Below are 14,347 nucleotides of genomic sequence, written 5' to 3' on the forward strand. Positions count from 1 at the left end.
CACTCCGCCGCAATACCTGACATTCAGGGTCGGGGTCCGGTTCGTCCGGGCCCCTTTTTATTTGCGGGCTGTCATGTCTCTGTAACAGGAAGGCCGCAGAACCGCCGGGTTCCATTCAACCGGATTCCGGAGGATCCCATGAAAACCCGTTCGCTCACCGCCGCCCTGGCAGCCGTGCTGGCCGCATCCGTGGCTCCGGCCGCAAGCGCCGAGCCCGTCTTCAACCGCATCGCGTCCTTTGCCGTCGCCGATAATCTGCCAGACGGCGCCGACATGGCGACGCCCACCTCGGCCGAGATCATCGCCGCGACCGAGGACGGCAACACGCTGGTCTATTCCGACAGCCCGAACAAGGCGATCGGCTTCGTCGATATCACCGATGCGAAGGCGCCGAAGGCCGGCGGCTCCGTCAGGCTCGAGGGCGAGCCGACGTCGGTGACCGTGGCCGGCGCCAAGGTGTTCGTCGCCGTCAACACGCGTGAAAGCTACACCAATCCCTCGGGCGTGCTGGCCCAGGTGGATCTCGCTTCGAAGACCGTCGAGGCGACCTGCGATATCGGCGGCCAGCCGGACTCCATCGCGCTCAACAAGGACAAGACGATCGCCGCCATCGCCATCGAAAACGAGCGCGACGAGGACGTGAACGACGGCGCGCTGCCGCAGATGCCGGCCGGCGACCTGGTGCTGCTCTCCGTCAAGGACGGCGTGGTCGATTGCGGCTCGCTCAAGCGCGTGGACCTGGCCGGGCTTGCCGAAGTCGGCGGCGAGGATCCGGAACCGGAGTTCGTATCCTTCAACAGCCTGGACGAAGTGGCCGTCACGCTTCAGGAGAACAACCATATCGTCGTCGTCGACGCCAGGACCGGCACGGTGAAGAGCCATTTCTCCGCCGGCATCGTCAGCCTTGAGGGCATCGACACCAAGAAGGACGGCGCGCTGAAATTCACCGGCGAGATGAAGGATGTCGCGCGCGAGCCCGACGCCGTGAAGTGGCTGGACGACGACCGCCTGGTGGTCGCCAACGAGGGTGACTGGAAGGGCGGCGCGCGCGGCTTCACCATCTTCGACAAGCAGGGCAAGGTTCTCTACGAGAATGGCGCGGCCTTCGAGCGTGAGATCGTGAAGATCGGCCACTATCCCGACAAGCGCAACAAGAAGGGTATCGAACCGGAAGGCCTGGAAGCGGCGAGGTTCGGCGAGGACAACCTGTTCTTCGTGCTGGCCGAACGCGCCTCCATCGTCGGCGTCTACAAGGATACCGGCGGCGAGCCCGCGCTTCTCCAGCTTCTGCCCTCCGGCATCGCACCGGAAGGGGCCGTCGCCATTCCGGCACGCAACCTGTTCGTGACGGCCAACGAAGCCGATCTGGTCGAGGACGGCGGCGCGCGCTCGCATGTCATGATCTACGAGCGCGGGGAAGGCGAGGCGGCCTATCCGCAACTGGTCTCGACGGAAAAGGACGGCGAACTGATCGGCTTCGGCGCTCTGTCGGGCCTTGCACCCGTGCCGGGAAAGCCGGGCTTCGTCTATGCCGTGAACGATTCCTTCTACGCCTCGCAGCCGACCATCTTCACGATCGACGCCACGGCGAAGCCGGCGAAGATCGTCGATGCGCTGCGCATAACGCGCAACGGCGCGGCGGCGCAGAAACTCGATATCGAGGGCATCACGCCCGACGGCGAGGGCGGCTTCTGGCTGGCCAACGAGGGCGACGCCGACAAGCTCTACAGCCATGCCATCATCAACGTGAACGCCAAGGGCGAGATCCAGACGGAAATCGCCATTCCCGCGGAGCTGCGCGCCCATGAAAAACGCTTCGGCTTCGAGGGCATCACCAGCGTCGGTGAAGGCGACGACACGGTGATGTGGATGGCCGTGCAGCGGGAATGGGGCGACGACGAGAAGGGCTTCGTCAAGCTCGTCTCCTACAAGCCGTCGTCCAAGGAATGGGGCGCGGTGCGCTACCCGCTCGAAAAGGCCGAAGCCGGCTGGGTCGGCCTGTCGGAAATCACCGCCAGCGGCGACTACGCCTATGTGATCGAGCGCGACAACCAGGTCGGCCAGGCCGCGAAGCTGAAGAAGCTCTTCCGCGTGGCGCTTGCCGACCTGAAGCCGGCCAAACTCGGCGGTGACCTGCCGGTCGTGAAGAAGGAAGAGGTCCGCGACCTCATTCCCGACCTCAAGGCCACCAACGGCTATGTCGTGGACAAGGTCGAGGGCTTCACCATCGACGCCGCCGGCAACGGCTTCGTCGTCACCGACAATGACGGCGTGGACGATTCCTCCGGTGAGACGCTGTTCTTCGGCATCGGGCCGATCAACACCATGTAAGCAGGGCGACCCGGCGCCGTCTCTCCGGAGGGGAGGCGGCGGGCGGCCGGACCCGAAAAGAAAAGGCCGGGGTCTTTCGATCCCGGCCTTTCGGTTTTCATGATGTTCAAACTAGACGGCGTCCTGCAGGGAACGCTGGGGTGCGGCGTCGAGATCGCCGGCACGCTTGTCTCTTTCCCGTTGCAGCTCTTCGGTCTTCTCGCTGAGACAGCGGATGATTTCCTTCATATGCTGCTTCTGGTCTTCGGTCAGTGCACTGAAGATGGCTTCGATCGTCTTGTGCTGCGGCTGCTGGGCGGCGGAGATGACCGTGCGGCCCATATCCGTGATCGAGACGATCTTGGCACGGCGGTCCTTCGGATCGGGCTCGCGCATGACGAGCTTGTCACGCTCGAGACCGTCGATCGCTTCCGTCACCGTCCTGGGTGCGAAACCAAGCGCGCAGGCGATATCCGTCGACCGCTGGGGGCCCTGACATTCCAGAAGAAGCAGGAACTTGCTGCGGGCGAGCGACACGCCTTCGTCCATCATGCACTCGTTCACCAGGCGGCTGACCTGATGGTAGAGTTTGAACATGCCTTGGGAGATTTCTATCGTGCTACTCATGAGGGGAAATATAGGTATTATGAGGGACCATGTCAAATGATCACGAAGTTTTTCGGATAATTTGATCATATATATTGAACGATGGCTGTAAATGCGGACGGTCAGGTAAAATGCCGCTTTTCGAGGATTTTCCCGGCCTGGCGGTAACGTGATGATTTCCCCTGCATAACGCCGCCGGTGCCACCGCGGGCATTGACCCCGCGGAACGCGGAGGCGATTGTCCGGCCATGTCTTTCCGCTTCATCCACACTGCCGATCTGCATCTCGATTCACCGCTGACATCGCTTGCGCTGCGCAACGCCGAGCTCGGCGACCTCGTGCGCGGGGCGACGCGCAAGGCGCTCGAACGCATCGTCGATCTCGCGCTGGGGGAGGCGGTGGACGCGGTGGTGATCGCCGGCGACCTCTATGACGGCTCGCAGACCTCCATGGCGACCGCGCTCTTCCTGATGGAGCAGATGCGCAGGCTGGATGCCGCCGGCATCCGCGTCTTCGTCATTCGCGGCAATCACGATGCGCAATCGCAGATCACCCGCGAACTGACCTTTCCGCCGAATGTGCATGTCTTCGACGGCCGCGGCCGGCCGGTGCTGGCGGGCACGCTCTCGAACGGCCGCGAGGTGCATGTGCATGGTGTGAGCTTCGCCAATCCGCACGCGCCGGCGTCGCTCTTGCCGACCTACCGCGCGCCGGTGGCGGACGCCGTGAATATCGGGGTGATGCATACCAGCCTGGTCGGTGCCAACCGCCACGATCCCTATGCGCCGGTCGGCATTGCCGATCTTGCGGGGCATGGTTTCGATTATTGGGCGCTCGGCCATATCCACCAGCGGCGGGTGCATGCGCAAAAGCCCTGGATCGTCATGCCCGGCAATCCGCAGGGCCGCGACATCAACGAAGCCGGGCCGAAGGGCGTCACGCTCGTCGATATCGATGACGACGGCACGATCACCTGCGAGGAGCGCGCCGTTGCCGTCGCCGTGTTCGAGCGTGTCACAGTCGATCTCTCCGCAATCGACGACTGGAGCGGCATGCTCGACCGGGTGGAGGCCGCACTGGGCGCGGCGCGCGCGGCGGCCGGTGGCGCGCATCTCGTCGCGCGCCTGCTCCTGACGGGGGCGACGCCGCTCGCCTGGCGCCTGCGCCGCGACGAGGACCTGCTGCTTGCCGAAGCGCAGAACCTCGCCGCCTCGCTCGGCGAATGCTGGATCGAGACCGTCGAGCTTTCCGTGACCGTGCCGGCTGCCGCGGCCGGCGGCGATGCGGGGCCGGTGGGCGAGCTTTCGCGGCTGATGCATGAGAATGTGGTGGAAAGCCATGCCTATCGCGAGGACCTGCGCGAGGCGCTGAGCGATCTCCTGCGCCAGCTGCCGAAGGAGGCGCGCGGCCTGCTTGCCGCGGATGAGGCGGCCGAGGAGGCGCTGCTGTCCGAACTGGCGCTGACGGGTGCCGACGCCGTGCTGGCCCGCCTCGGCGGCGAAGGCGGGAGGACATAGGATGCGCCTCGACCGCCTCGATCTCATTCGCTACGGCAAGTTCACCGACCGCAGTCTCGATTTCGGCGCGACACGGCCGGGCAAGCCGGATTTCCATCTCGTGCACGGCCCCAACGAGGCCGGCAAGTCGACGCTGTTTTCCGCCTATCTCGACCTGCTCTTCGGCATCGAGAAATCCAGCGCCTACGGCTTCCTGCATCCCTATTCGCTGATGCGCGTCGGCGGCCTGCTGTCGATCGGCGCTTCTCAGCAGGAAGCCTACCGGCTGAAGCGCAACCAGGCGTCGCTCGTCACTGCCGACGACCGGCCGTTGCCGGATGGGCTCTTCGCCTCCGTGCTCGGCGGCATGGACCGCCACGCCTACCGCACGATGTTCTCGCTCGACGACGAAAGCATCGAGAAGGGCGGCGAGGACATTCTGAAAAGCGAGGGCGAGCTTGGCGCGATGCTGTTTTCCGCCAGTTCCGGCCTGTCCGACATGGCCTCTGCGCTGACGGGGCTGAAGGCCGAGGCCGACGAGTTCTATCGTCCGTCCGGCCGCAAGCACGGGCTTTCCAATCTCAAGGCCGAGATCGAGGCGCTGGCGGCCGAGCGCAAGGTACTCGACGTCGCCGCCCGTGATTACGGCCTGCTTTTGCGCGAGCGCGACGCCGCTGCCATCAGGCTGGACGCGGCGACGGCGGCCCGTACCAGGCTGCGTGGCGCGTTGGTCGAGGTGGAGCGCAGTCTTGGCGCGCTGCCGGCGCTGCGCCGCCTTCGCGCGCTGCGGGCCGAACTGGCCGCCTTCGAACTCGGGGAATCGCCGCCGCCGGGCTGGCGCAGCCTGCTGGGCGAGCTGGCGCGGGAGGAAGCGGAGATTGCGGCGCGCACGGAGTATCTGGACCGCGAGCGCCACAGGAACGGCGACGAGCGCGATGCCCTGCCGGAGGATGACGCGATCCTGCATGCCGAGGCCGATATTCTCGCGCTGTCGGGTTCCGCGCTCGAAGCCCGTTTCCGCACCGCCGGCATGGACCTTGCAGCGCGCGAGGCCGATCGCGACCGGCTGGAGGCGACGATGGCGGATGCGCTCGCCGCGCTCACGCTCGCGCCGGATACCGATCCGGCCGATCTCGTGCTGCCCGTCGGTCTCGCCGACCGGCTCATGAAACGTCTGTCGCGCCGGGCAACGCTTTCCGAGCGTGCCGGGACGGCGAAGCGCGAACATGCGGATGCGCAGAAGGCGCTGGAGGCCTTGGGCGGGGATGCCGGGGCCTTCGAAGGCGAAGCCGGCACCGATGCGGCGTTGCAGACCACGCTTGCGACCGCGCTGCGCGCTGCGCGCGCCAACGACCTGTCCGGGCGGCTGCGCGCGGCCCGTCGCCTCGCTGCCGTCGCCGGGCAGGAGGCGGAAAACGCCATGGCGCATCTTCTGCCCTGGGACGGCGCGCCGGAGGCCTTGCGGCGGCTTGCCGTTCCCGCGGCCGGCGATGTCGATGCCCTGCGCAAGCGCAGCGAGGTCGCGGCCGAAGCCTTGCGCCGCCAGCAGGAGCAGATCGCCGGTGCCAGCCTGGACGTTGCCTCGGCCAGGGCAAAGCTCGACGCGCTGCTGGCCGTGACCGGTGCGGTGAGCGACGAGCAGACCGAGCGCCTGCGCGCCGCCCGTGATGCGGCCTGGCACGCCCATCGTGCACGCCTCGACGCCTCGACGGCCGATGCCTTCGAGACGGCGATGCGCGATGACGACCGCGCGGCGGAGCTGCGCCTGCGCAACGCCGACCGCCTGTCCGAGATCCGCCTGCACGAGCGCGCCGGGGCGGAAGCATCCGCGCGCCTTGCTGTTCTCATGGAGGAGGCGGGGCGGCTGGAACAGGGACAGCGGGATGTCGAGGCCGACATCGCCGCGCTTGCGGGCGGGCTGGGGCTCGCCGAAAGCCTGTCGCCGGCCGAGGTGCTGGCATGGCTGGAACGCCGAACGGCGGCGCTGGAGGCGGCCGACGACCTTGCCCGTTGCAGGGTTGAGGCAAACCTCGTCGGCGCGGAGGCACAGGCCCTTTCCGAGCGGCTGGCCCCGATGCTCGGCGTCGACGCGACCGAGATCCCTTTCGATGAGCTTCTCGTTCTGGCCGAGGACCGGTTGGAGGCGCTTCGCGCGTCGCACGCCGCGCGCCTGGCCGCCGCCGATGCCCTAGAGCGGGCGCAGGCCGACGTCGAGGCGCGGCGGCTGGCGGCGGAGGAAGCGGCGGCCGACCTTCTGGCATGGCAGCAGGACTGGAATGCGGACGTGGCGGGCACATGGCTTGCAGGCGATGCGGCCGGTGACGACCCGGAACGGCTGGCCGCCCTGCTGCCCGCCTTGCAGGCGCTCGCCCAGAACATCGAGCGCAAGGGCGAGCTCGATTACCGCATCGCCGCCATGCGCCGCGATCAGCAGGATTACGCCGACCGCGCCCGCGGCCTCGCCGAACGTCTCGGCGAACCCTTCGACGCGAACGATTGCCTCTCCGTCGTCGCCGCGCTTGCCCGCCGCCTCGCCGACGCCCGCAGCACGCGTGAGCGGCGCGAGGCCATCGACCAGACGCTGGCGCGGTTGGCGGAGGAGGCGGGGGCGCTGGAGGAGCGGCGCGCCGTGCTCGCCGCCCGCCTCTCAGAGATATTCACCTTCCTCGGCTGCGACACTCTTGCGGAGGCGGCCGGCCTTTTGGAAGCCTATCGCCAGCGCGACGATGTGCTCTCCCATGTCGCCGACGCCGCCCGCAGTCTGGTGGAGCAGATGCACACCGACACGGTCGATGAGGCGGAGGCGCTGCTGGCGGCGGTGGACGGCGACCAGCTTCAGGCGGAAAAGGCCGATCTCGCCGTACAGCTCGATGCGCTCGACAGCGAGGTGCAGGAGCATCATCTGGCGCGCGTGCGGGCCGAGGAAGCGCTGGCAAAGGTCGCCGGCAGCGACGCGGCGGCGGCGCTGGAGGAACGGCGGCGCACCGCGCTGATCGAGCTTGCGGAGAAATCCCGCCGCTACCTGGCGACCCGCGCCGGCATCATGGCGGCGGAGCAGGCGCTGCGGCTGTACCGCGAACGTCACAGGAGCGCGATGATGCAGCGGGCCTCCGACACGTTCCGCGATATCACCGGCGGTGAATATGCCGGGCTGTCCACGGTGCTGGAAAAGGACGGCGAGTTCCTGGTGGTGAATGCCGCCGCCGGCGGCTCGAAACTCGCGAAAGATCTTTCCAAGGGCACGCGCTTCCAGCTCTATCTGGCGCTGCGCGTCGCCGGCTATCACGAGATCGCCGCCAGCCGCGAGATCGTGCCCTTCATCGCCGACGACATCATGGAAACCTTCGACGACCGCCGGGCGCTGAACACGCTCAGGGTGATGGGTGACATGGCGATGGGCGGGCAGGTGATCTATCTCACCCACCACCAGCATCTGCGCGATCTCGCGCGCGAAGCCTGCTCGGATGTCACGATCCATGAATTGTGAGGGCTGAAACGTCCAATCGTCAACGAAGGGTTAAGGCCGCGAACTTGACTTGGCGGGCCGTAAATGGTTCTTGGCGCACCATCGGCGCCGCTGCGAAGCCTGCTTCGCGTCCGCACTGCGTGGAGAAACACGGACAGGCATGACCATCAGGAACGGGAAAGACTGGACGGCTTGGGAGCGGGGTTTTGCACCCGTCGGCTTCCTCGTGCTGTTCTTCACCCTGTTCCTCTCGCAGTTTTCCCTGCCTGACGACACGCGTGCGGCTGCGCACCCGCAACGGACCGCCGCCGAGGGCGGCGTCGCGCCGTCGCCGCTCTCCACCTCCGCCGATGACCTGTGGTTCCCCGCGAGCGGCCATGCCGAGCGGCGGGCCGCCAAGGCCAAGGCCGGCCTGCCCGAGGGCGATGCCGGTGGCAAGGCTTTGCTCTCGTCGGGCGGCGCGTGGCTCTATCCCTTCGAAACCGCACTCGATGTGGTTTTTCAGGCTGCCGACGATGTGGCGCCGGCACGCGCCGGCCACGCCGCCTTCCGCAGCCGTGCGCCTCCGGCCCGTGCTGCCTGAGGCCCCGTGGCGCCTGTCGCGCCGCGCCATTCGATACAATACCGCTCCCACGGACGGCGCCGGCTTGCAGTCGCGCCTTTCCGGCAGTCGAACTGGAACAAACCCATGAAAACGTCCAAATGGGCACTGATCGTCTCGACCCTTCTCATCCTCTTCGGGGTGTTTGCGGCCGTGCCGAACGTGCTGACGCCTGAACAGCAGGCGAAATACGGGCGCTACCTGCCCGCCAACCCCGTCACCCTCGGGCTCGACCTGAAGGGCGGCTCGCACCTCGTTCTGGAGGTGGATTCGGCAGCGCTGCGCAAGGCGCGCATGGATGCGCTGCTCAACGATACGCGCGCCATCCTGCGCACGGCCGGCGAACGCGCCTCCGCCGCGCGTCTGAACGGCACGACGCTGACGGTGACGCTGCCCGACCAGGCCGCGCTCGACAAGGTCCTGCCGGAAGTGCGCAAGCTCGCCACCCCGACATCGACACTCGGCTTCGGCACCGGTTCCTCCGATATCGATGTCGCCACCAGCGGCCAGGTGATCAACGTCACGCTGACGGAAGCGGGCATCAACGAGCGCATGTCGGCTGCCGTCGAGCAGAGCCTCGAGATCATCCGCCGCCGCGTCGACCAGGTCGGCGTTGCCGAACCGCTCATCCAGCGTGTCGGCGGCGACCGCATTCTCGTGCAGCTGCCCGGCCTCCAGGATCCGACGCGTCTTCGCCAGCTGCTCGGCTCGACCGCGCAGATGAGCTTCCACATGGTCGACCAGACCGTGGATCCGAACGGCGTTGCACCCCGCGGCGTGATGATCCTGCCCGGCGCCAACGACAACAACAAATACGCCGTCGAAGAGCGTGTCGCCATTTCCGGCGACCGTCTGGCCGACGCCAAGGCCGGCTTCGACCAGCGCACGAGCGAGCCGATCGTTTCGTTCAGCTTCGATTCCACCGGTGCACGCCAGTTCGCTGAAATCACGCAGGCCAATGTCGGCAAGCCTTTCGCCATCGTCCTCGACGGCAAGGTGCTGACCGCGCCCGTCATCCGCGAGCCGATCATCGGCGGCCAGGGCCAGATCTCGGGCAACTTCAACCCGCAGGAAGCGACCGTGCTTTCCGCACTGCTGCGTTCGGGCGCGCTGCCCGCGCCGCTCACCATCATCGAAGAGCGCACCGTCGGCCCGAACCTCGGTTCGGACTCGATCCGCATGGGCCTCTATACCGGTCTCGCCGGCCTTGCCGCCGTCGTCGTGCTCATGCAGGTGCTCTACGGCTCCTGGGGCCTCATCGCCAATCTCGGTCTCGTGCTGCACACGATCCTGACGATCGGCCTGCTCGGCCTTCTCGGTTCGACGCTCACGTTGCCCGGCATCGCCGGTATCATTCTCGGCATCGGCATGGCCGTTGACGCCAACATCCTCATCAACGCGCGTATCCGAGAGGAAACGGCGGGCGGGGCCGGTGCCATGAAGGCGCTCGATGTCGGCTTCAACAAGGCCTATGCGACCATCGTCGACGGCAACATGACGACCATGGTCGGCATGGTCCTGCTCTTCATGTTCGGCTCCGGCCCGGTGCGCGGCTTTGCCATCACCATGATCATCGGCCTTGCGATCTCGATGTTCACCTCGATCACCTTCGTGCGCTTCCTGATGCGCGAGGCGGTCATCTGGCGCAAGATGAAGAAGATCGAGATCCATTCGATCTTCGGCAAGACCTGGAGCATGCCGACCTTCTCCTTCATGCGCGGCCGCTATATCGCGATCGCCGTGTCGGCCTTCATCTCGACAAGCTCGATCGTCCTGTTCTTCACGCCGGGCCTGAACTACGGCATCGACTTCGTCGGCGGTATTCAGGTGGAGGCGACGTCCAAGACGCCGATCGATCTGGGGCCGCTGCGCTCGAAGATGGAAGGCCTCAACCTCGGCGAAGTGGCGTTGCAGGAATTCGGCCAGGGCACGTCGGTTCTCGTGCGCGTCCAGCGTCAGCCGGGCGGCGAGGAAGTGCAGACCGCAGCCTTGCAGAAGATCCGCGACGGTGTGGCCGAAGTCATTCCGGATGCCAGCTTCGAGCGGACGGAAGTGGTGGGGCCGACGGTCAGCACCGAGCTTGCCCGCTCCGGCTTCCTGGCCGTGGGTCTCGGCATGGTCGCCATCCTGATCTACATCTGGTGGCGCTTCGAGTGGCACTTCGCCGTGGGCGCCATCGCGACGCTGATCCTCGATATCACCAAGATGATCGGCTTCTTCGCGCTGCTGCAGATCGACTTCAACCTGACGGCCATCGCCGCCGTGCTGACGCTGATCGGCTACTCGGTCAACGACAAGGTGGTCGTGTACGACCGCATGCGAGAGAACATGCGAAAATACAAGACGATGCCCTTCTCGGACCTGATCGATCTGTCGATCAACCAGGTGGTCATGCGATGCATCTTCACCTCGGTTGCCGTTGCGGCCTCGCTGCTGCCGATGGCGATCTGGGGTGGCGACACGGTCAAGCCCTTCGCCTGGCCGATGCTGTTCGGCGTCATCGTCGCGACGACCTCGTCGATCTATATCGGCGGCCCGATCCTGCTGTTCCTCAACCGCTACTGGAAGGATCGCAGCGCAACGAGGACGGCCGGCACGCCCGGCACGCCCGCTGCGGAAGCCTAAAATCAGAACGGGCGCCCTTGAGGCGCCCGTTTCGTTTCAGGGGAAGCGGCGAGGGCTGAACGTTTCGGCCCCGATGCCCTCGCGGACGAGCGGTTCCGGTACGGGCTGATCCGTCAGCAGCGCGGCGGCGAGGCTGCCGAGTGCAGGCGACGTGAGGATGCCATAGCCGCCCTGACCGGCAAGCCAGAAGAAACCGGGCTCATCCCTGGCGTAACCGACGACCGGCAGATGGTCCGGCGCGAAGCTGCGCATGCCGGCCCAGCTCTTGAAGACACGCCGCACGTCGAGCGCCGTCGCTTCTTCGACATAGTGGGCGGCATAGGCGATATCGAGCTCTTCCGGCTGCACATCGGCGGGCGCGCAGGGCGTGGCGTCGGCGGGCGAGGCGAGCAGGCGGCCGCCCTCCGGCTTGAGGTAGAACGTGTCCTCGATCTCGTTGATCTCCGGCAGCGCATTCGCATCGGTCCCTGCCGGCAGGTCGACCGTGATGGCGGTGCGCCGGTGGGGCACGATGCCCATCGGCGCCACGCCGGCGAGACCGGCGACCGTATCGGCCCAGCCGCCCGCCGCATTGACCAGAACGCGGGCGCGGATCGTTTCCTCATTCGTCTCGATCAGCCAGCTTGCCCCCGTTCGCCTGGCTGATGTCAGCTGTCGCTTCTCAAGGATCCGGGCACCGTTATGGCGCGCGTGTCGCGCATAGGCTTGCAGCAGCGCATCCACCTCGATGTCCCAGTAATCGGCGTCGAAGTAGGCGGCGGCGACATAGGCCGGGTCGAGGATGGGCGCACGGGCAAGCAGGGCGGCCTCGTCGAGCCATTCGACGGCAACACCGAGCGCTCTGGCCTCTTCGAAACGCGCCTTGACCAGGGCCTCCTTGCCGTGCGTGCCAATCAGGATGCCGCCGCGGGCGATAAGGAGCGGAACCGGAGCGAAACCCTCCGGCGGCGCCGTCATGAAGGCATGGCTGGCCCGCGCCAGCGCGTTGACCAGGGGCGGGTTGTCGCGCAGCGTGAATTCCGCAGCCGAGCGTCCGGTGCTGTGGTAACCGAGCGCTTCCTCCTGCTCCAGCACGACGACGGAGCGGTGCGGGCTGACGAAATGGGCAAGCGAAAGGCCGGCAATGCCGCCGCCGATGATCGCGATGTCGAAAGTCTGCATGCCGTCCTCCAGCGTTCGAATACGGGAAGCCGTAAGCAAGCCGTCGGCATTCTTCAAATTTATAGATGTGAAGGTGGATATCAGCCGGATTGATGCGGCTCGCCCCAATGCCACGCCGGCACATCCGCCATATGGGCGAGGAAGGCGCGTTCGGCCGGGTTGAGCGTCGAACCGGGATTGGTGATGCGGAACGTCTCCGCGACCGGTAGCGCATCATAGGGCGGCAGTTGCCAGAGATCGCCGGCAGCGACGGCCGGCCCCGTGAGGTGCAAGGGCAGCATGCCGATGCCGGCATTGGCGACCACGAGGCGCAGCACTTCCTCGACATTGAAGGCCAGCGCCCGCACCTGCTGGCCGAAGGAGCCGATGGCGCGCACCGCCGTTACCGGTCCCATATGCGGCCCGCCGAGCACGTCGGCAAGGAAGCTCACATAGGGTTCGCCGCGCAGGTCCTCCAGCCGGACATCCGGCACGCCGAACAGCCGGTGGCCGCGGCCGCAGAAGAGCGCGTAGCGTTCGGTGCAGAAGGGCGTCTTTTCCAGCTCGGGCGGAATGATCCCGTCCGACAGGCCCAGCGTCGCGACGCCGCGTTCCACCGAGCGGATGACATCCGTCGTCGTCTCCACGGTCACGCCCACCGTGACGCGCGGGTGCAGCCGGAAGAAATCGGCGATGGCGCGGTCCCAGGCCGGGTTCATGGCGTGGCTGACGGAATGAATGGTGATGTGGCCGGCTATGTCCTCGCCGGAGGTCTCCATCGCCTCGGGCAGGCGCACGATGGCGGTGAAGATGTCGTGGCAGAGATCGTGCAGCCGCTCGCCGGCCTCCGTCAGCTCGAAACGGCCGGGGCTCCGGTCGATGAGCCGGTGGCCGACGGACTGCTCCAGCCGCTTCAAGGCCATGCTGACGGCGGGCTGCTGCAGAAGAAGCCGGTTTGCCGCCCGCGTGATCGAGCCTTCCTCCACCACCACGACGAAGGTGCGCAGCAGGTTCCAGTCGAGATTGTGGGCGAAGCGTTCGAGGCGATTGATCGGCATGCGCTAGCTATGACGGCGGGGCGGGGGAAGGCAAGGGGGCTTGCCCGTGGGGGCGGGCTGCCCTCATCCCGCTGCAGCATCGCGTGTAGAAGGTCGGACAGCCGTGCCACATATTTTCTTCTCCCCGCTTGCGGGGAGAAGGTGGTCGGCGGGCCGGATGAGGGGCCGCAAAGCCCCTCATGCTCACTTCATCGTATAGATATCGATGGAGAAGTACTTGTCGTTGATCTTCTGGTAGGTGCCGTCCTCGCGGATCGCCTTGAGTGCGGCGTTGAGCTTCTCTCGAAGATCGTTGTCGTCCTGGCGCACGGCGATGCCGACGCCTTCGCCGACGAATTTCGGATCGGTGATCGGCTTGCCGATGAGCTCGCAGCAGGCCTTGCCGTCCTCGTTCTTGGTGACCCAGTCGAGCAGCGGGATCATGTCGCCGACCTGGAGATCGAGACGGCCGTTCGCCATGTCGAGGTTCACCTCGTCCTGTGTCGGGTAGAGCTTGATATCGGCATCGGGATAGACAGCCGCGACATAATCGGCCTGGGTCGTGCCGGACTGCGCGCCGATCGTCTTGCCCTTCATGCCCTCATTGGTGAAGTCGGTGATGCCCGCACCCTTGGGCGCGGCATGGGTCATGGCGGCAAGATAGTAGGGATCGCTGAAGGCGACCTGCTTCTTGCGCTCTTCGGTGATGAACATCGACGCGATGATCATGTCGTATTTCTTGGCAATGAGGCCCGGGATGATGCCGTCCCAGTCCTGCGCCACCACCTCGCATTCGACCTTCATCTTCTCGCAGAGCGCAAGGCCGATCTCGACATCGAAACCGCCGAGCTTTCCGGTGGAATCCTGGAAGTTGAAGGGCGGATAGGCGCCCTCGGTCCCGATCTTCAGCGTTTCGGCAGAAGCCTGGCCGTTGATCAAGGCGGCACCGGCGACAGCCAGCGCAAGCAGCGTTCTTTTCATGGTCGTTCCCCTGTTGTGTTTGTGACCTGGCGTAACGGTAGCGCGCGCTCGGGCATAAACGAAATAGATAGCCATGATGTCAGCT

At 66.3% G+C, this 14,347-nt stretch carries 9 protein-coding genes; 5 read left to right on the forward strand and 4 right to left on the reverse strand.

Features of this window, described 5'->3' with window-relative positions:
• Positions 1-138 precede the first annotated feature (138 nt).
• On the forward strand, positions 139-2,331 hold the full coding sequence (locus tag GR158_RS12595; protein WP_160871354.1) for an esterase-like activity of phytase family protein: 2,193 nt from the start codon (positions 139-141) through the stop codon (positions 2,329-2,331).
• Positions 2,332-2,442: 111 nt separating this feature from the next.
• On the opposite strand, the gene GR158_RS12600 is transcribed toward GR158_RS12595, so the two are convergent.
• Entirely contained in the window at positions 2,443-2,937 is a 495-nt protein-coding gene (locus GR158_RS12600) for a MarR family winged helix-turn-helix transcriptional regulator (RefSeq protein WP_134650955.1), read from the reverse strand.
• A 227-nt stretch (positions 2,938-3,164) separates the two neighbouring features.
• On the opposite strand from GR158_RS12600, the gene GR158_RS12605 reads away from it, so the two are divergent.
• The 4 genes from GR158_RS12605 (at position 3,165) to secD (ending at position 11,104) form a co-directional block, all read left to right on the forward strand.
• Positions 3,165-4,433: a DNA repair exonuclease gene (locus GR158_RS12605; RefSeq protein ID WP_160871355.1), complete on the forward strand. Its 1,269-nt coding sequence runs from the start codon at positions 3,165-3,167 to the stop codon at positions 4,431-4,433.
• Between the two features lies 1 nt (position 4,434).
• On the forward strand, positions 4,435-7,899 hold the full coding sequence (locus GR158_RS12610; RefSeq protein ID WP_160871356.1) for an AAA family ATPase: 3,465 nt from the start codon (positions 4,435-4,437) through the stop codon (positions 7,897-7,899).
• A gap of 139 nt (positions 7,900-8,038) precedes the next feature.
• Positions 8,039-8,461 carry a hypothetical protein gene (locus tag GR158_RS12615; protein ID WP_160871357.1) on the forward strand — a complete coding sequence of 141 codons (423 nt, stop codon included), beginning with the start codon at positions 8,039-8,041 and terminating at the stop codon, positions 8,459-8,461.
• A gap of 105 nt (positions 8,462-8,566) precedes the next feature.
• Positions 8,567-11,104 (forward strand): protein translocase subunit SecD, encoded by a 2,538-nt coding sequence (gene secD / locus GR158_RS12620; RefSeq protein ID WP_160871358.1) that lies wholly within the window; start codon positions 8,567-8,569, stop codon positions 11,102-11,104.
• Between the two features lie 36 nt (positions 11,105-11,140).
• Here the strand turns inward: secD and GR158_RS12625 are convergent, their stop codons facing one another.
• The 3 genes from GR158_RS12625 to GR158_RS12635 form a co-directional block, all read right to left on the reverse strand.
• On the reverse strand, positions 11,141-12,265 hold the full coding sequence (locus tag GR158_RS12625) for an FAD-binding oxidoreductase (protein WP_160871359.1): 1,125 nt from the start codon (positions 12,263-12,265) through the stop codon (positions 11,141-11,143).
• A gap of 80 nt (positions 12,266-12,345) precedes the next feature.
• Entirely contained in the window at positions 12,346-13,302 is a 957-nt protein-coding gene (locus GR158_RS12630; RefSeq protein ID WP_134652317.1) for a LysR family transcriptional regulator, read from the reverse strand.
• 183 nt (positions 13,303-13,485) lie between these two features.
• Positions 13,486-14,262, reverse strand: a complete 777-nt coding sequence (locus GR158_RS12635) for an ABC transporter substrate-binding protein (RefSeq protein WP_160871360.1) — start codon at positions 14,260-14,262, stop codon at positions 13,486-13,488.
• Positions 14,263-14,347 lie beyond the last annotated feature (85 nt).

This window comes from Shinella sp. AETb1-6, from assembly GCF_009826875.1.
GTDB classification, from domain to species: domain Bacteria; phylum Pseudomonadota; class Alphaproteobacteria; order Rhizobiales; family Rhizobiaceae; genus Shinella; species Shinella sumterensis.